The organism is Vreelandella sp. GE22, from assembly GCF_968212445.1.
Map to the genome: position 1 here is coordinate 831,662 of NZ_OZ309110.1, position 17,144 is coordinate 848,805.

The 17,144-nt window shown below is 51.6% G+C and carries 17 protein-coding genes; 10 read left to right on the forward strand and 7 right to left on the reverse strand.

From position 1 onward, the window contains the following. Positions 1–232 precede the first annotated feature (232 nt). The gene (locus tag ACWHRL_RS03970) at positions 233–1,171 is read right to left on the reverse strand and encodes a LysR family transcriptional regulator (protein WP_447895322.1); all 939 of its coding nucleotides are present in this window, start codon (positions 1,169–1,171) and stop codon (positions 233–235) included. 250 nt (positions 1,172–1,421) lie between these two features. On the opposite strand from ACWHRL_RS03970, the gene rhmD reads away from it, so the two are divergent. From rhmD to ACWHRL_RS04015, 9 genes are all read left to right on the forward strand, one after another. After that, positions 1,422–2,606 carry an L-rhamnonate dehydratase gene (rhmD, locus tag ACWHRL_RS03975; protein WP_447895323.1) on the forward strand — a complete coding sequence of 395 codons (1,185 nt, stop codon included), beginning with the start codon at positions 1,422–1,424 and terminating at the stop codon, positions 2,604–2,606. Positions 2,607–2,627: 21 nt separating this feature from the next. After that, positions 2,628–2,963, forward strand: a complete 336-nt coding sequence (gene rhaM / locus ACWHRL_RS03980; RefSeq protein WP_447895324.1) for an L-rhamnose mutarotase — start codon at positions 2,628–2,630, stop codon at positions 2,961–2,963. Then, positions 2,954–3,838 carry an amidohydrolase family protein gene (locus tag ACWHRL_RS03985; RefSeq protein WP_447895325.1) on the forward strand — a complete coding sequence of 295 codons (885 nt, stop codon included), beginning with the start codon at positions 2,954–2,956 and terminating at the stop codon, positions 3,836–3,838. Before rhaM ends, ACWHRL_RS03985 begins: the two co-directional genes overlap by 10 nt. Positions 3,839–3,869: 31 nt before the next feature. Then, positions 3,870–4,640 (forward strand): SDR family NAD(P)-dependent oxidoreductase, encoded by a 771-nt coding sequence (locus ACWHRL_RS03990; RefSeq protein WP_447895326.1) that lies wholly within the window; start codon positions 3,870–3,872, stop codon positions 4,638–4,640. Between the two features lie 29 nt (positions 4,641–4,669). Further along, positions 4,670–5,467 (forward strand): HpcH/HpaI aldolase family protein, encoded by a 798-nt coding sequence (locus tag ACWHRL_RS03995; protein WP_447895327.1) that lies wholly within the window; start codon positions 4,670–4,672, stop codon positions 5,465–5,467. A 58-nt stretch (positions 5,468–5,525) separates the two neighbouring features. Beyond that, positions 5,526–6,962, forward strand: a complete 1,437-nt coding sequence (gene aldA / locus ACWHRL_RS04000) for an aldehyde dehydrogenase (protein WP_447895328.1) — start codon at positions 5,526–5,528, stop codon at positions 6,960–6,962. 27 nt (positions 6,963–6,989) lie between these two features. Continuing rightward, entirely contained in the window at positions 6,990–8,498 is a 1,509-nt protein-coding gene (locus ACWHRL_RS04005; protein WP_447895329.1) for a purine-cytosine permease family protein, read from the forward strand. Continuing rightward, positions 8,498–8,683, forward strand: a complete 186-nt coding sequence (locus tag ACWHRL_RS04010; RefSeq protein WP_447895330.1) for a hypothetical protein — start codon at positions 8,498–8,500, stop codon at positions 8,681–8,683. Before ACWHRL_RS04005 ends, ACWHRL_RS04010 begins: the two co-directional genes overlap by 1 nt. Before the next feature lie 127 nt (positions 8,684–8,810). Further along, on the forward strand, positions 8,811–10,175 hold the full coding sequence (locus tag ACWHRL_RS04015; protein WP_447895331.1) for a GntP family permease: 1,365 nt from the start codon (positions 8,811–8,813) through the stop codon (positions 10,173–10,175). Between the two features lie 72 nt (positions 10,176–10,247). Here the strand turns inward: ACWHRL_RS04015 and ACWHRL_RS04020 are convergent, their stop codons facing one another. The 6 genes from ACWHRL_RS04020 to ACWHRL_RS04045 all read right to left on the reverse strand — a co-directional run bounded on the left by ACWHRL_RS04020 (position 10,248) and on the right by ACWHRL_RS04045 (position 16,028). Next, positions 10,248–11,105 carry a sugar phosphate isomerase/epimerase family protein gene (locus ACWHRL_RS04020; RefSeq protein ID WP_447895332.1) on the reverse strand — a complete coding sequence of 286 codons (858 nt, stop codon included), beginning with the start codon at positions 11,103–11,105 and terminating at the stop codon, positions 10,248–10,250. Between the two features lie 93 nt (positions 11,106–11,198). Continuing rightward, positions 11,199–12,200 carry a TRAP transporter substrate-binding protein gene (locus ACWHRL_RS04025; protein ID WP_447895333.1) on the reverse strand — a complete coding sequence of 334 codons (1,002 nt, stop codon included), beginning with the start codon at positions 12,198–12,200 and terminating at the stop codon, positions 11,199–11,201. A gap of 54 nt (positions 12,201–12,254) precedes the next feature. After that, complete coding sequence (bglB, locus tag ACWHRL_RS04030) at positions 12,255–13,394, reverse strand: beta-galactosidase BglB (RefSeq protein WP_447895334.1); 1,140 nt, start codon at positions 13,392–13,394, stop codon at positions 12,255–12,257. A 30-nt stretch (positions 13,395–13,424) separates the two neighbouring features. Beyond that, positions 13,425–14,723, reverse strand: coding sequence for a TRAP transporter large permease (locus ACWHRL_RS04035; protein ID WP_447895335.1), 1,299 nt, complete (start codon positions 14,721–14,723; stop codon positions 13,425–13,427). Continuing rightward, positions 14,720–15,211 (reverse strand): TRAP transporter small permease, encoded by a 492-nt coding sequence (locus ACWHRL_RS04040; RefSeq protein ID WP_447895336.1) that lies wholly within the window; start codon positions 15,209–15,211, stop codon positions 14,720–14,722. Before ACWHRL_RS04040 ends, ACWHRL_RS04035 begins: the two co-directional genes overlap by 4 nt. 76 nt (positions 15,212–15,287) lie before the next feature. Then, complete coding sequence (locus ACWHRL_RS04045; RefSeq protein ID WP_447895337.1) at positions 15,288–16,028, reverse strand: oligogalacturonate-specific porin KdgM family protein; 741 nt, start codon at positions 16,026–16,028, stop codon at positions 15,288–15,290. A 249-nt stretch (positions 16,029–16,277) separates the two neighbouring features. Here ACWHRL_RS04045 and kdgR point away from each other — a divergent pair, with 249 nt between their 5' ends. Then, the gene (gene kdgR / locus ACWHRL_RS04050) at positions 16,278–17,075 is read left to right on the forward strand and encodes a DNA-binding transcriptional regulator KdgR (RefSeq protein WP_447895338.1); all 798 of its coding nucleotides are present in this window, start codon (positions 16,278–16,280) and stop codon (positions 17,073–17,075) included. The last annotated feature ends 69 nt before the right edge of the window (positions 17,076–17,144 follow it).

Here is a 17,144-nt window from a genome sequence, read left to right on the forward strand (position 1 = left end):
ATCAGCAGGCGCCCTTATCTGCACGAAGCACTTTAGAAATAACCAGCTTTAAGCCGCAGAAAGGTCGTGACAACGCACTCAAAGAGAAGCTTTGCATATCCATGTCTTGGATATAGCAGCCACGGCCTTTGCTGGTTTATGGGTTACCAATTATCAACTGTATTGAATCGAACGGCTTTCGTAAGGTCTGAAGAATCGTTTTTTTGTGTTATCGATAGCTATCGGGCATGCATTAATCTCGCCATTGAGTGGCGTTTCGTCGAAGGATGTCGCAAAAACCAGTCACTGGTTCGCTATAGTAAGTCTCTTTTCGGGTTAATAGTCCGAAAGGTGTTAGCGTCCTGCCCAAGCTCATGGGGAGCTTTTCAATCAATCCCGCCGATAAGTGATCGTTGAGTACGGTTTCGGCCATGACAAGCAGTGCATCGCTTTTCTGCACAAGCTGTAACGCCGCAAAGATAGATCCGCATTCGATAATATCTCGAGGCGAAACCAACCCTTCCATTTCGAGCTCTTTTTCCAGTGCCTGGCGCGCGGGTGTTGCGATGGGTTGCAATATCCAGGGCCACATTTCAAGCAGATCTTTTAAAGGCGGCAGTGGGGCCTCAACGAGGGGATGATGACGGCGAACTACTGTCACCATGTTTTCATTGCCCAACGGTTCGAAGTCGAACTGATTATGCTGGATCGAGGTGGCATAGCGGGCAATGGCGATATCCACCTTTCCCTGATCGAGGAGTTCTACGAGCTGGTCGCTGGTTTCTCCCATCAAGCGTATCTGTAGAAGCGGGCGCTGGCGTTTCATCTCAATAATGGATTGCGCTACCAGTTCGGGTGCGGCCCCCATAATAGCACCTACCGTCAATTGACCTCGGCCGCCTAGCTGATAGCGGTGCATCTCTTCGGCGCAACGATCAAGGCGTGCCAAGGCGTTTTCAGAAAATTCGATGAGCATGTCGCCTGGCCCCGTCGGCTGCATGCCATGCGCGGTACGTTCGAAAAGCTGACAGCTAAACACTCGCTCAATTTCCCCCAGCATTCGTGTAGCGGCTGGTTGAGACATATGCATAGCGGCAGCTGTCTGATGTAGATTTCTACGTTTCCCTAGGGTTGAAAGCATCAGCAGGTGCTTGTAGCGCAGCCGTGCGACCAGTGACTGAAAGCTTTCCATGGTTATTGCTCGCTTTTTTGATACCTAAATAGTATGGCGAAGTGAACGTCTCAAGCTGTGCGACATTAGTCTAGTGAGCCATATCACGTATTTTACCTGCTTGGATCCAAAGCCGCGCCGTTGTGGGCGTTAAGCCAGTTGATAACTAAAAGGTATCGAGAAGAGCTGGATAAGCATTGGCCCACTAACTTACTTTTACATACAACGTTACTTAATACGATGGCGTTAATAAGAGCTAAAAGGAACGTTAATGAGCGATATGACTATCAAGCAAGTGCGCGCCTATACCGTTCGCGGTGGCGGTGCGGATTATCACGACCAGGCAGAAGGGCACTGGATCGACTCACAAATTGCCACGCCCATGAGCAAGTACCCTGAGTATCGAATGACCCGAAGCAGTTTCGGGCTCAACGTCTTGGGCACGTTAGTAGTCGAGGTAGAGGCAAGCGATGGCACGGTCGGGTTTGCCGTCACCACCGGTGGCGAAATTGGTGCCTGGATCGTCGAGAAACACCTGGCGCGCTTTATTGAAGGCAAGCAGGTGGGCGAGATCGAAAAGATCTGGGATCAGATGTTTAACGCCACGCTTTATTACGGACGTAAAGGCGTGGTGGTCAACACGATTTCCTGTGTCGATCTGGCCCTTTGGGATCTATTGGGCAAAGTGCGTCAACTGCCGGTACATCAGTTACTGGGCGGTCCGGTCCGCGATGAGCTGGTGTTTTATGCCACCGGCGCACGTCCGGATCTGGCCAAGGAAATGGGCTTTATTGGTGGCAAGATGCCGCTGGTGCATGGTCCAGCCGAAGGCGATGAGGGACTTCAGAAAAATCTTGAGCACTTGGCCAAGATGCGCAAGGCCGTTGGCGATGATTTCTGGCTGATGTACGACTGCTGGATGAGCCTCGATATCAACTATGCCACGCGGTTGGCTCAGGGCGCTCAAGAGTATGATCTGAAGTGGATCGAAGAAGCTTTGCCGCCGGATGACTATTGGGGCTATGCCCAGCTCAAACGCGATGTCCCCAAGGGCATGCTCGTAAACACGGGCGAGCATGAAGCGACCCGATGGGGCTTTCGCATGCTGCTTGAAATGGAGTGTTGCGATGTCATTCAGCCCGATGTGGGGTGGTGCGGTGGCATCACCGAGCTTATTAAAATCTCGGCGCTGGCTGATGCCCATAACAAGCTGGTCGTACCGCACGGCTCCTCCGTATACAGCTATCATTTCGTGATTACACGCCACAACAGCCCGTTCGCCGAATTTTTGATGATGGCGCCCAAGGCGGACGAGGTCGTGCCTATGTTCAATCCGTTACTTTTGGATGAGCCTGTACCAGAAAACGGTCGCATGCCCGCTTCGAAACTCGACAAGCCCGGCTTTGGCGTACGCCTGAATCCTGATTGCGAGTTGGCGCGTCCCTATACCCATTGAGTCGATTGCAAAGGAGGTCTCATGCCGATTCAAGCGGTGCGTATGACGCTCTATCCCGGGCAGGAAAAGGAGTACCGGCGTCGCCATGACGAGCTATGGCCAGAACTCGCGAAGGCTTTAGCCGATGCTGGCATCGAGGAGTACCGGATTTTCCTGGATCCACGAAGCCATCATTTGTTCGCCATCATGTACCTGCGAGAGGCACACACCGTCGACCAGCTATCTGCACTTCCCGTTATGCAGCGCTGGTGGGCGTATATGGACGATATTATGGACACGACCTCAGATAAATCGCCGGTCAGCATCCCCCTTGAGGAAGTGTTTGCCTTTTTACCTGGAGAGTCAGCTTGCAAGTAGTCGACCCGCACCTGCATTTTTGGGCCCTCGACCAAGGCAATCAGCCCTGGCTCGAGAACCCCTCGCCGAACTTGCTGGGCGACTACACGCCCATGGCACGCGACTTCGGACCCCAGGAGTTGTTCGATCAGCTCGACGACATAGAGCTTATGGGGCTGGTACATGTGGAAGCCGATGCGGATGACCCTGTGGCAGAAACACAGTGGCTTACTCGCCTGCTTGCCAGGCATTCTTCCCTGGATGTGGCGATGGTCGCAGGAGTGGATCTATCGCAGCCTGAGGCGCCAGCGCAGCTAGAGGCCCAGCTCGAACTTTCAAGCCAGATACGTGGGGTACGCCAAATCCTCAATGTGCACCAGGATCCGCTTTACGACTATGTGGGGCGCCACTACATGGAGGAGTCTCTATGGCAGCAGAACATGGCCCGGCTAGCGCAACTGGAGCTCTCGTTCGACCTGCAGATTTATCCTTCGCAAATGACTCAGGCCGCCGCGTTAGCCGCTCGTCACCCGGATATTCAATTCGTGCTAAATCACGCGGGCATGTATGTCGACCGGCAAGGCGTACGCGGCTGGCGCGAGTGGCGCGATGGAATGCGCTTGCTGGCTCGTCAGCCCAATATAGCGATCAAGCTGAGCGGCTTCGGCATGCTCGATCATCACTGGAGTGTCGGTAGTATCCGCCCGCTGATTCTCGAGGCGCTCGATGCCTTTGGGGTAGAGCGCTGCCTGTTTGCTTCCAACTATCCGGTGGATGGGTTGTATGCCGGCTATCAAGATATCTGGCGTGCCTATGCCCAGATAGTGGCTGATGCGAGCCAGGCGGAGCATCAGGCGCTATTTGTGAAGAATGCTCGCCGCATTTATCGCTTTTAAATTTTACTGACTGAAATTAAAAGGATTTTATATGTTGCTAGCGGATAAGAGCGTCATTATTACCGGCGCTTCACGGGGCATTGGCCGTGCGGCCGCTCTGGAGTGTGCGCGCCAAGGGGCCAATGTGATCATTGGCTATAGCGGTAGTCCCTCTAGTCGTACCGCGGTCGACGAATTGATCCAGGAAATCGAAGCGCTGGGCCGTAAGGGGGTCGGGGTTGGCGCGCCTGCGGAAGATCCGGACACCGGTCAGCTATTGGTTGACGCCGCCGTCGAGCATTTCGGTGGTGTCGATGTGTTCGTAAATAATGCGGGTATTTGTCCTTTCCATAGTTTTCTGGATATGCCGCGGGAGACCTATCTCGACACGGTTAATACGAATCTCAATGGTGCCTTCTTCGCGGTTCAAGCCGCGGCCAATCAGATGAAGCGCCAAGGCCGCGGTGGCGCGATTATCGCGGTGAGTTCTATCAGTGCACTCGTGGGCGGGGCGATGCAAACGCACTATACCCCCACCAAAGCAGGACTTTTGTCGTTGATGCAGTCCTGTGCGGTGGCATTGGGGCCCTATGGAATTCGCTGTAATGCGCTGCTTCCGGGCACTATCGAAACCGATATCAACAAGGACGACCTTGCCGACCAGGAGAAGCGGGATTACATGACCGAGCGCACGCCGCTGGGCCGTTTGGGCCGCCCTGAAGACCTGGCCGGGCCGCTGGTGTTTCTCGCCTCCGACATGGCGCAGTACGTTACCGGTGCGTCGCTACTGGTAGACGGTGGCATGTACGTCAATTTGCAGTAACTGGTTATTACCTCTTGGGAGCCGCAAGCATGCAGATGCCCGTTAATACCTTCAAAAATGCGCTGACCGAGCGCGATCCCCTGTTTGGTTGCTGGGCCGGTTTCGCGACAGGCTATGCCGCCGAAATTCTCGCCGGCACCGGCTTTGACTGGTTACTCATCGATGGTGAGCATGCGCCGAATACCGTGCCCACGATTCTGGCCCAGCTACAAGCGGTGGCGCCTTACCCAACCGCGCCGGTGGTGCGCTGTGTCAATCAGGACCCGGCGTTGATCAAGCAACTGCTCGATATTGGCGTTCAGACGTTAATGGTACCCATGGTCGAAAGCGCCGAGCAGGTCACGGCGCTGGTGCAAGCGACGCGCTACCCACCGCACGGTATCCGTGGCGTAGGCGGAGGCCTGGTACGGGCAACTCGTTGGGATGGCGTTGATGACTATCTGCATAAGGCCCATGAGTCGTTCTGTTTGATTGTGCAGGTGGAGTCGCCCAAAGGCGTGGAACACGCCGAGGCGATTGCCAACACAGATGGGGTGGATGCGGTATTTATTGGTCCTGCCGATCTGTCGGTGGGAATGGGCCATGCAGGCAATCCGGGCCACCCCGATGTCCAACAGGCTATCGAGAAGGTGATCAAGACCGCCAAGGCCGCAGGCAAGCCGGTGGGAATTTTAGCGCCGCTCGAAGAAGATGCCCGACGATACCAGGCGCTAGGCTGTCATTTCATCGCGGTGGGAATCGATATCAGCCTGCTGCGTCAAAGCGCCATGGAGACGATTGCTCGCTATAAAGAGCAACCGACGCAAAAGCCATCCGGCACGTATTAAAACACTGAGCCATTGCGGCATCTGCGCCGCGAACTATAACGATAACAGGAGACTCACGATGTCACAGCCAACCACTTATCAAAATTATATCAATGGTGTGTTCGAGCCAAGCGAGCAGCACTTGGAGGTTTTCAACCCGGCGACTCAAGCGCTGCTATCGCGGGTGCCCAATGCCAATTCTGAAGAGGTTGACCGGGCACTAGAGGCTGCCCGTGCCGCGCAAAAAAGCTGGGCTGCGACACCGGCCGTCGAGCGGGCGGCATGGCTGCACAAGCTGGCCGACAAACTACGCGATAACGTGACATCGTTGGCGCGTACCATTACTCAAGAGCAGGGCAAGGTCAGCGGTCTGGCCGAAGTCGAGGTCAACTTTACTGCGGACTATCTGGATTATATGGCCGAATGGGGGCGCCGTATCGAAGGCGAAATCATTCAGAGTGATCGGCCTAAAGAGAATATCTTTCTGTTTCGTAAACCGCTTGGCGTCGTCGCCGGCATCCTGCCTTGGAACTTTCCGTTTTTCCTGATAGCCCGCAAGATGGCACCTGCCTTGATCACAGGAAACACCGTGGTCATCAAACCAAGTGAAGAGACGCCCAACAACTGCTTCGAGTTCACTCGGCTGCTCGATGAGGTTGGTTTTCCGAAGGGCGTGTTCAACGTGATCAGCGGTACCGGGGCTGAGGCGGGCAACGCCCTTACCGCCAGCCCACAGGTCGATATGGTTAGCTTCACAGGTAGCGTAGAGACGGGTAGCCGCATAATGACCAACGCGGCAAACAATATCACCAAGCTCAATCTGGAGCTGGGCGGTAAGGCGCCCTCTATCGTCCTCGACGATGCCGACCTTGATCTAGCGGTGAACGCTATCCGCGGCTCCCGGATCATCAATACCGGGCAGGTTTGTAACTGTGCTGAGCGTGTTTACGTTCAGCGGGGCGTTGCCGATGAGTTTACCGCGCGAATGGCCAAAGCGATGGAGGCTACTCGCTTTGGCGACCCGCTAGCCGATAGTGACGTCGAAATGGGTCCGATCATCAACCAGGCAGGGTTGGATAAGGTCGCGCAAATGGTGGAAACCGCACGTCGTGAAGGAGCTGAACTGGTTACCGGTGGCAGTATCGCCGATTCCGGCGCTGGGTTTCACTATCAGCCCACAGTACTTTCCAATTGCCGTCATGATATGGAGATCATGCGCAAGGAGATTTTTGGTCCCGTTCTCCCCATACAGATTGTCGATACCCTCGATGAAGCCATTGCCCTGGCCAATGATTGCGAATATGGACTGACCTCTTCCATCTATACGCGCAGCCTCGGCAGCGCCATGCAGGCAGCGCGAGAGTTGGACTTTGGTGAGACCTACATCAACCGTGAAAACTTCGAAGCGATGCAAGGCTTCCACGCGGGGGTGCGTAAATCAGGGATCGGTGGAGCGGATGGTAAGCACGGTCTGTACGAATATACCCATAGCCATGTGGTGTACTTGGAAACCTGATAAACCATCCGACTGAGGTATCCAGCCATGAGTCATACGAGCGACTCTGCTACTACGTCAGATACGTCTGGCGTAGTGGGTGGAGAGTACGAGCGTACGCCGGTGCCTGCCCAGGCCCGGCTTGGTTTCAAAAGCTTTATCGGTATGTACGCAGGCGAGCACACCGCAGGTACCGAGCTGATGATCGGCCCGCTATTTGTGCTCGCAGGTGTGGCCGCCTTCGATGTGGTTGTCGGGCTGTTGGTGGGCAATTTGCTGGCTGTAATGAGTTGGTTTTTTTTAACCGCGCCCATCGGCACACGGGTGCGGCTAACGCTCTACCGACACCTCGAAAAAATTGCTGGCCGTTATACGGTCATTCTTTACAACTTGGCCAACGGCGTTTCATTCTGCTTTCTTGCTGGGGCGATGATCACCGTGTCGGCCACGGCCGTCGGAGTATGGTTTGGGTTTCCACTACCAACTCTTGCTGACCTGTTGCCCAATAGCCTGGGCTGGGTGTTGAGTGTTGTGGGCGTGGGAATAGTGATTACGCTCGTCGCAGCTTTTGGCTACCGCTTTGTGTCATGGTTTGCCAATATCGCGGCTCCCTGGATGGTGTTGATGTTCTTGGGTTTTGGCATCGTATCATTGAAGTGGTTTATCGATGCGACGGGGGCTGAAGCAAGTTCACTAAGCGATTTATGGACGCTAGCGGATACCGCCATATGGACGGGTGTGGAAGTGCCGGGCCAGCCCAGCTTTTCGATCTGGCATGTGATTTTCTTTGCCTGGTTCGCCAATATGGCCATGCACGTGGGCATGTCCGACTTAACGGTGCTGCGGTTTGCGCGCAAGAGTTGGTATAGCATTGCTTCGGCTGCAGGCATGTATGTTGGCCACTTTATGGCCTGGTTGGCGGCCTCGATGCTGTTTGCCTTTCAAATGTATGACGCGGGACTTACCAGTGAGGCTGCTGTAATAGCGGCCTCTGAGGCGGGGCAGATGCCTAACCCCCTGCCTGGCCCGCTGGCTGATCAGGCTTTGGGAGTGGCGGGACTGATCTGCGTCATCATCGCCGGCTGGACGACGGCCAATCCAACCATCTATCGGGCAGGCTTGGCGTTTCAGGCGATCATTCCCTCGGTTTCGCGCTTTAAAGTGACTATCGGCACGGGGCTTTTGACGACTGTCGTGGCGCTATTTCCAGGTGTGGCGATGCAGCTTCTGGATTTTGTCGCGCTGTATGGTCTACTGCTCATGCCTATAGGGGCGGTGATCGTCATTGACTACTGGATACTGCCCAGGCTGGGGCTGAAAAGCTTTTATGCCGAACACGCTGGACAGCGCTTTACGATACCCGTGATGGCGACATGGCTAGTGACGTTGGCTGTTTGTTTGTTCATGGTGCAGTTTGCCGGTATCGAAATCTTCTTTGTAGCGCTGCCCGGTTGGTTCATTGCTGCGGCCCTGTTTATCGCCCTAAGCTTTATTGCTCAGCATAAGCGGCAAGAAGAATCAAAGACATCTTCCATATCAAAGCGGGAGTCCTTGTAATGCGTAAGCTTTTCCAGGGTATTTCACTTTTGATGCTGGTGCTGACCGTGCTATTACCGCTGCTGTATTTGTTTGACGTGGTCAGCGATTCCACGATGAAGGGGAGCGTTTTAGTGGTAACCGCTATCTGGTTTATCGTGACCCCTGTGTGGATGAAAAGAGAGGGCGAAACATCCAAGGGGTAATAGCTACACCGTTCCAGCACCTCAGCATCTGGTCCAATAATAATAATAGCGAAATAAGTGGCGGATACGCTCCGCCCACTTGAGCCCCTGTGAACTCAATAAAGACGATAATAGTGGAGATGACGCCATGGAAGTATTGCATCTTGCAATAGCGATCTTGCTGATCCTGTTGCTGATACTTTACGTAAAATTGAATGCCGCCATTAGCCTGGTAGTGGGCTGCTTGTATCTCGGCTTATCTATGGGCCTTGGCATGACCGGCACGGTGGATGCCATTGGTGCAGGATTTGGCAATATCATGACGGCCATCGGCTTGCCGATCGGCTTTGGGGTGATCATTGGCCAGCTCATGAGTGATTCGGGTGCCGCCCATAAGATTGCCCACAAAATGGTATCCAGCGCGCCTAAAGGAGCCGGATTATATGCCCTCGGACTTACCGGGTTCTTGCTGTCGATACCCGTATTCTTCGATGTCACGTTTGTCATTCTAGTGCCGCTAGGCGTGGCTCTGGCCAAAACACTGGGCAAGCCATTGCCGTATGCCATAGGGGCGCTGGTAATCGGTGCGGCCACCTCGCATACGATAGTACCACCGACTCCCAATCCTCTCGCGGCGGCCTCTATCCTTGGTTTTGATATTGGTATCATGACCTTTGCAGGGCTGACCGTTGGGTTGATCACGTCGCTGATCGTCATGAAACTCTATTTTATGTTGCTGGATGCAGGTATCTGGAATGCTGCCAAAGACGAATTGGCGATCGATGAGGCTGGTGAGCTAGAGGAGGAATCTGCGGCGCGCCCTGACGTGGCGGGCATCCCGCTATGGCAGGCGCTGGCACCTATAGCCATTCCAATCCTGCTCATTTTAAGCGGCACACTATACGATTACGGCCAGCAAATCGGAGTACTTGGAGGGACCGAGCCGCCTGGCTTCGTCGCCTTTGTGAGTGACCGAATCGTGGCGTTGATGCTCGGGGCGATAGCGGCATATGCCGTTTCCATTCCACTGATGTCCCGCGACCGGTGTGATGTTTCCGCCTCCAAAGGGTTACAAACGGCGGGACTTGTGCTGTTGGTCACCGGTGCGGGGGGCTCGTTGGGGGCCGTAATTCAGGAGACGCAAATCGGTGAAATGCTGGTCGATCAGCTTTTCCGAGATACCCAGTCAGCGCTAGGCATGGTGCTATTGACCTATGCTTTGGCGGCTATTTTCCGGATTGCCCAAGGCTCTGGCACCGTGGCCGGTATCACTGCCATGACCATCATGGCGGGGGCGGCCTCCACAGGGGTCGTCGAGCCGCTATGGATTGCCTTGGCGGCTTTAGCGGGCGGTATCAGTATTGGTCACGTCAACGATAGTGGCTTCTGGATTACCACCCAATTGGCCAGGTTCACCGTTCGCGGGGGATTCAAAACCTATACGCTGGGCGAGGCGATGGTGTCATTGATGATCCTGATGCTGACAATCGTCGGCGTATTGATCTGGAATTGACCCATCGAAATTCGAAGCTGTCACTGCAGGGGCGGGCGGCGTTAGCCAAATGGGGCTAGCGCCGCCCGCTCGTTAGCGGGGGTGATTGCTGATATTGGGGCCAGCGTTACTCAGAGATTGGATGAAGGCAAAACTGGCCTCGATATCATCTGCCTGGATTTCATCCATGATGATATCGATATAGGGTTTTTTACTGATCAGTTGGTCAAATACCAATTGATAATCAAGCCAGCCCTTGCCCAAAGGTACAAATACCAAACGGCCGTTGTCGATAATGAAATCTTTAGCGTGAATAATGGCGACTTTATCGCCCCACTCGGATATGGCGCTGCTTAAAATTTCCCGTTGATCATGATAGTTATCACTCGTTAATAGATTGACAGGATCAAAAATGATCTGCAGGTTATTCGAGGGTATGGCGTCTACTAAACGGCGTACTTTATCTACGCTATGGAGGGGATGATTGACCCCCGGCTCTATACCGACAATAACGCCAAATTTTTCTGCTTCTACTACCAGCTCCCTGACGCTTTTCACCATCTCACTGAAGGCTGCCTCTGTGAAGTTATCTTCGGTATACATAATCTCGGCATTTATATTGCCGGTTTCGGTACCCACAATACTGCAGCCGAAGTCCCGCGCGTACTTTAAGTGCTCTTTGAACAGGGCGAGCGCCTGCTCACGCTCCCGCTGATCAGGATGGATGATATTTACGTAGCAGCCCAATACCGATATCCTCAGGCCTCTTTCGCTAAATGCTCTTTGGATATGGCTAGCCAAACCCGGGGTGATAAATCCCGCTTCAGGGATTAAATCGAAGGATTTTCCCAAAGCGAGCTGTACGGTGTTTAGATGCCTGTCTGATAAGTTGTCGACAAGACTATTCAATGTCTGTTTAGGCAGGTCATGAGCTCTAATGCCAATATTCATAGAGTCCCCCGTTAAATAAAGTATAGTAGAATGCAGGAGAAGGGGTACCCAATAAGGCGTAGCAACAAATGCTACGCCTGCTGGGAAATAGTTCTAGTGATTGCTGGCCGCTTTAATCTGCTGATAAATAGCGTACTCTTCAGGTGTGCTTTCTAGCGCTTCGTAAATCGGCTGGACAGCTTCCTGGAAGGGGGGGATGTCCACTTCATTAATGGCAACCCCAAATTCATCCTGGATTTGTGTTTGGGCATTGGTGATCGCTTCTTGCCAATGTTCTACCTGAGACTCAGTAGACTCACCAAGCGCTTCCATTACCGCTACGCGCTGATCGTCCGAGAGCGACTCAAGTACCCGGTTGCTGATCAGGATGATGTCGGGAATTCGGGTATGGCCATCCAGCGTATAGTAGTCGACGACCTCACCATGGCGGGCAGCGGTGAGAGCGAACTCGTTATTTTCAGCGCCGTCTAACACGCCTTGCTGCAGCGCTGTATAGACTTCTTCTTGTGCCATCACCACCGGCGAGGCACCCAGTAGTCTCATCGTGTCGATGGCAGTTTGGCTCTGCATTACACGAATCTTTTTACCTGCTAAATCTTCAACTCGTTCGATGGGTTCGCCAGTAGTGTAAAAATTGCGCTGACCAGAGTCATACCAACCAACGCCTACAAAGCCTTGTTCTTTCGTGGATTGATACACGTTCGACATAATCTCTTCATCGTTCATAACGTGATAAAAATGTTCTTCGTCATCGAACAGATACGGCATTGAAAAGACATCGTAAAGGGGCGAGAAACTGCCCATTAACCCCCCGGATACCTTCGTCATATCGATTGCGCCCGCCTGAAGTAGCTCGACGAGTTCGCTTTCGCCGCCTAGCTGGCTATCCGGAAAATAGGATACGGTAATCGATCCATTGCTCTTTTCCTCTACTAGTTCCCCGAAGAGGTCCAGCGCATCTTTCACCGGCTGTGAATTTTGAGCATAGGCCAGCTTTAGGTTAATGCTTTGCTCTGCTTGAGCGCTCCCGGCGGCTAATGCGAAAACGGTGATCGTCGCGGATAAGATTGTTCTTGGGTAGCGTGAGGTGATCATGGTTCACTCCGTATTGATATTGTTGGTATTGAGTTGCGCGTTACATACGCTAATTTACAAGTATGTCCGCATGTATTCAGAAAGACATAATATGGACATCGCTTGACCATACGGCATTGATGTTAATGGTATTTCTTTGTAGAAGTCGAGGCTATCTCCCATGGCTGTCCCAAATGAAACCTGCTCTAGCTCACCTGCTGAGTTAATGTTGTCAATAACGCCTTTAACCGCTTTTTCTGCCACTTGAGCATAACTGGCATCGATATAGCGTAAACGCACCGCTTTTAATAATCCGTATGCAAACCCTGCCGTTGCCGAGGCTTCAAGGTAGGAGTCTGGATCATTCATTAATGTGTGCCAAAGGCCGCTGTCGGATTGCCACTGGGCAAGTGCTTCGATTTGCGACTCAAGTACCTGGATGAGGTGGCGACGAAATGCATCGTGCTTTGGCAGGTCGAGCAATTCCAAAAAATCAGGGATGACGATGGTTAGCCAGCTATTACCCCGTGCCCAGAGTGCATTGGCGTAATTATGATTGCCCTCGAAAGTCCAGCCATGAAACCAGGCGCCGGTTTGTTTATCCATCAGGTATTGAATATGAATCAGAAACTGGTATTTCGCCTCTTCGATGTACTCGGGTTTATTCAACAACTGCCCAATCTTTGCAAGTGGCATTACGCTCATCATCAGCGTGTCATCCCAGAGCTGCTGATAATTTTCGCTGTTGTAAACGATATGCTGGAGGCCGCCTTTCTCCGTACGAGGCATTTCATACATGACCCACTCGGCCCAAGCTTCCAGGTAGGGTAACCATTCTTTATGGCCCGTTTCTTCATAGCGATAGGCAAGCGTCAAAAAGGGGCATACAGTGTTCACATTCTTGGTAGCCAAGGGCTCATCGAAGCGGTCTTTAAACCACTGGTCGATAATGGCCAGAGCCTCTTTGTCGGTGGTTTGCTCGTAATATTTATATATACCGTAAAGGCCGATGCCATGGGTCCACTCCCAGCCTGCCCAGCCCTTGGTATCGATCGTTCTGCCATCATCCAGGTGCAACAGGTACTCACCTGTTTGATCATGTATGTTGACCAGGTTGTGGATATTGCTTTTAATAAGTTCGATCAACTCTTTGCGCTCTATGAAGCGCTCTTTCTTTCTTAATAGATCGCTATTCTTTACTTCAAATACTTTCATTGGTGTCGTCTCCACTAATAATTGATGGCGTTATAGACCCATAAGCTTGGGTAGAAATAGTGTGATTTGAGGAATATAAGTAATTAACAAAAGTATAGTCATGATCACGAAGTAGAAAGGTAACAAAGGAAGCAGCAGGTTTTCGACTTTCTCTTTGGCAACGCCCGCCCCCACAAACAGGCCGGTTCCAACCGGTGGTGTGATGGTGCCGATACAAAGGTTGAATACCATAATGATGCCAAAATGCACTGGATCGATTCCGATTTGCGTAGTTATCGGAAGTAAAATGGGTGTAAAGATCAAGATGGCGGGGCCTATATCCATAAAGCAGCCGATGACCAGCAGCATCAAGGTAATCACCAGTAAGACTATTATCGGATTGTCCGAGATCTCTAAAATGGCTGTACTCAACGCGCCAGGAAGGCCTGTGATCGACATCGCGAATGACATGGCAGCTGAAGCAGCCAGTAGAAACATGATGACGCCGGTAGTCTCGAGTGCTTTTATCAGTGACGCTTTGAACGCGTTAAAGTCGATGCTGCGATAAATGCAGATGGTCAGTAGCATGGTGTAGAGGACAGAAATCGCGGATGCCTCCACGGCGGTGAAGACACCCAGAATGATCCCACCAATTATTATGACAATTAAGAATAAGCTTGGCAGCGCATCTATAGTGATCTTTCTGACCGATGAGTTACGTAAATCGATACTGGTGGTATAACCTCTTGCTTTCGCTGTTAGGTAGGCGACCAGCATGCAGCCGAATCCCCACAGGCAACCAGCAATAAGCCCGCCGGCAAAAAGGGCAGAGATAGAGGTTCCTCCACTGGCCAACGCATAGAGAATGAACGCCGTTGTTGGGGGAATAAGCATGCCGGTGGGCGCCGAGGCAATATTGGCTGCTGCCGAAAAGGGACGGCTATAGCCTTCTTTCTCACTCATGGGGACCATGACGCCCCCGATCGAGGTCGAGGCGGCAATCGCTGAGCCCGAAATAGCGCCAAACATCATGTTGCCGACAATGTTGGTATGAGCTAAGGAACCAGGGATTCTGCCGCTGAATAACTTGGCGAAGTTAACCAAGCGCAGTGCAATCCCACCATGGTTCATTAAAACCCCGGAAAGGATAAAAAATGGAATGGCGAGCAGCGTGAAGCTATCCAAGCTGGAAACCATTTTTTGTGCGGTTGTAAAAATGGCAATTTCTGTTGGCAATGCCATAAGAATCGTGGCCATCGAGGAAACCGCGATGCAAATACCAATGGGGGCGCCAATAATGAGTAAAATGAAGAAAGTGGCCACTAATAAAATACCAGCGTCTAACATCATGGCGTTGCACTCCCTGTGAGAGCCTTATTCTTGAAGATGAGGGTGCAGTTATTTAAGCAGTAGATTATGATTAATGTGCCAGAGACCGGTAGAGATAAGTATAAGTAGCCTTTGGGAATGCCGAGCAATGGATAGATCTGGGACATGCTGTTATTCGCCGCTTGTAGTCCACCATAAATAAGCACAACCGCCGCAAAGAGGATAAAGAGTATTTCCATCAGTAAGTCCGAGCATTTTTTCCAGCGTCCTGTGAGCTTGCCGGTGAGCAGTGTTAGGCTGACATGCTCCCGCTGACCTACCACATAAGCAATAGCTAGCATTGACAACCACACCAAAGAAAACCTAAGTAGAGCCTCGGAAATAGTACTGGGGTTATTAAATGCATAGCGAGCAATGACTTGCCAGCTAGCCACGCCCACCATGCTTATAAAAAGTAGGCAACAGAGGTACTTTAGCGATAAATCGATAGCGGCGTGTATTTTTAGCATTTTACATACTCGTTTCTTTAAGATTGATAGCAGTTATCTTCATCAATAAAGTATTTGGTTGCCTACAACTTTTTATCTAGAACTTATACTGATAGCCAATAAGCCAAGAACTATTTCGTTGGTTTGGATCGATACTTGCTTCAGAGCTGTTACGATCCCTCTGAACGTAGCCTCCAAAAACAGTATTATTTGCATTCAGATGGTTAAATACGAGGAGCTCTTGTTCTAAGTAGTCACGGTTTCCTGTGCCGAAATCAGGAGAACTGCTCTCATGCTTAAAGTGATAGTGGGGATTGTAGAGGAGCATCCAGCTATCATTGATATTGTAAGTAGCATATAAATCAATCCGTCCCGCACGGCCTTTTACCGCTGTTTCATGGGTCGTTTCGTGCTCATAGCGATAGCGGCCAGCTAAACCCCAGTCGTCCGCTTGGTAGCTCAAACGTAAGCCCGCCAATGCACGTGTTACGTTAGATCTGAATTTAGCGCCTGCTTGAGGCGTCATAGACCATCGGTTGTTGGCGTCTAGCTGAATTTTAGGGAAGGAGTAATTAACGAAAGCTTCATCGTGCTTTGGCCAGCCGCTTTCATGAACGTCATCCTGCCAAAACCAGGACTTTTCAAACATAAGGGAGGATGAGTCTTCAAAGATCCGGCTGATCGCGATTTTGGGTAGCATCAGCGCATGATCATTGGTCGTCTGCTCGAGCTTCATTGTTAGAAGATGCTCAGCAGACCAGGCGGGAGTAGAAAGTGCAATTAACGCACACGCTGTAGCTAAGTTTGATACCCGCGCCACCCGATGAAGTGTAGTCATGTCTTCTCCATATTGGTTTTGTTCTTTGTCTATTCCCCAAGGGTACTTTGGTTTTAATATTACAAATCCCAAGGTGCGCATTAAATGTAACAGTGTGCCTATAAAAATGAAACGATGTTTCTTTTATACTTTAGTCGTTTTTTATATGCCTGGATGATGAGCGTCATAACAGAATTCGTTGGCAACTCATGTTTTTTGAGGTAAATTCAGAACGATAGTCCATTTTTTATGAAACGAGGTCCAGGCAATATGGCCGCTTCGCAGAAGCCGGATAATGTAGCAGCCGTTATGAAGGTTTTCGCCATTCTTGAAGGGCTTGCCGAGCAACCAAGCATTGGCCTCTCCGAGCTCTCACAACGTTCGTTTACTTCAAAAAGCACGGCATACCGCTTTCTTCATACAATGAAGGAGCTTGGTTACGTGTCTCAAGAGCAGGAGTCTGAGAAGTACGCGCTGACGCTTAAGCTTTTTGAGCTAGGGGGCGCAGCTCTCGAAAATGTTGATTTGATTTCACTGGCGAACCCGGAGATGCGTGCGCTTTCTGATCAGACCCATGAGGCTGTACATCTTGGGGCGTTGGATGAAGACGGGCAGCATATTGTTTACTTACACAAATATGATTCGCAATTTAACTTGTGTATGAATTCGCGCGTTGGTCGGCGTAGCCCTATTTACTCAACCGCGATGGGTAAGACGCTCTTGGCTTGGATGGAGGAGGGAAGAGCGCTAGAGATACTCAAAAACACAAGCTTTGTTGCTAAAACAAAGCATACGTTAACCAGTGCGCAGCAGGTTCTTGATGAGCTGCCTGCTATTCGCCAGGAAGGAATTGCCGAAGATCGCGAGGAAGCCGAGCTTGGAGTACGTTGCTTGTCAGTGCCGGTATTTGATCGATTTGGTCAAGCAGCGGCGGCTATGAGTCTGTCGTTCCCTGTGGTGCGCTATGATGAGCACAAACGCGAAGAGTATCTAAAACTACTTTTCAAGGCGGGGCAGCGTGTCTCATTCGGATTGGGATTCCATGACTACCCATTCCACTCGGCTTGATATGACCATTAGCAAGTAAAAATCAGTAATAAGAAAGGCGCCAATCTTCAAAATTGGCGCCTTTTAACA

What these genes read in the sequence shown, in the direction of transcription:
- ACWHRL_RS04040 (WP_447895336.1), bottom strand. Translation starts at nt 15,211, where the DNA reads ATGCTAAAAATACACGCCGCTATCGATTTATCGCTAAAGTACCTCTGT.
- ACWHRL_RS04025 (WP_447895333.1), bottom strand. Translation starts at nt 12,200, where the DNA reads ATGATCACCTCACGCTACCCAAGAACAATCTTATCCGCGACGATCACC.
- ACWHRL_RS04020 (WP_447895332.1), bottom strand. Translation starts at nt 11,105, where the DNA reads ATGAATATTGGCATTAGAGCTCATGACCTGCCTAAACAGACATTGAAT.
- aldA (WP_447895328.1), top strand. Translation starts at nt 5,526, where the DNA reads ATGTCACAGCCAACCACTTATCAAAATTATATCAATGGTGTGTTCGAG.
- rhmD (WP_447895323.1), top strand. Translation starts at nt 1,422, where the DNA reads ATGAGCGATATGACTATCAAGCAAGTGCGCGCCTATACCGTTCGCGGT.
- ACWHRL_RS03995 (WP_447895327.1), top strand. Translation starts at nt 4,670, where the DNA reads ATGCAGATGCCCGTTAATACCTTCAAAAATGCGCTGACCGAGCGCGAT.
- kdgR (WP_447895338.1), top strand. Translation starts at nt 16,278, where the DNA reads ATGGCCGCTTCGCAGAAGCCGGATAATGTAGCAGCCGTTATGAAGGTT.
- ACWHRL_RS04045 (WP_447895337.1), bottom strand. Translation starts at nt 16,028, where the DNA reads ATGACTACACTTCATCGGGTGGCGCGGGTATCAAACTTAGCTACAGCG.
- ACWHRL_RS04010 (WP_447895330.1), top strand. Translation starts at nt 8,498, where the DNA reads ATGCGTAAGCTTTTCCAGGGTATTTCACTTTTGATGCTGGTGCTGACC.
- rhaM (WP_447895324.1), top strand. Translation starts at nt 2,628, where the DNA reads ATGCCGATTCAAGCGGTGCGTATGACGCTCTATCCCGGGCAGGAAAAG.
- ACWHRL_RS04005 (WP_447895329.1), top strand. Translation starts at nt 6,990, where the DNA reads ATGAGTCATACGAGCGACTCTGCTACTACGTCAGATACGTCTGGCGTA.
- ACWHRL_RS04015 (WP_447895331.1), top strand. Translation starts at nt 8,811, where the DNA reads ATGGAAGTATTGCATCTTGCAATAGCGATCTTGCTGATCCTGTTGCTG.
- ACWHRL_RS03990 (WP_447895326.1), top strand. Translation starts at nt 3,870, where the DNA reads ATGTTGCTAGCGGATAAGAGCGTCATTATTACCGGCGCTTCACGGGGC.
- ACWHRL_RS04035 (WP_447895335.1), bottom strand. Translation starts at nt 14,723, where the DNA reads ATGATGTTAGACGCTGGTATTTTATTAGTGGCCACTTTCTTCATTTTA.
- bglB (WP_447895334.1), bottom strand. Translation starts at nt 13,394, where the DNA reads ATGAAAGTATTTGAAGTAAAGAATAGCGATCTATTAAGAAAGAAAGAG.
- ACWHRL_RS03970 (WP_447895322.1), bottom strand. Translation starts at nt 1,171, where the DNA reads ATGGAAAGCTTTCAGTCACTGGTCGCACGGCTGCGCTACAAGCACCTG.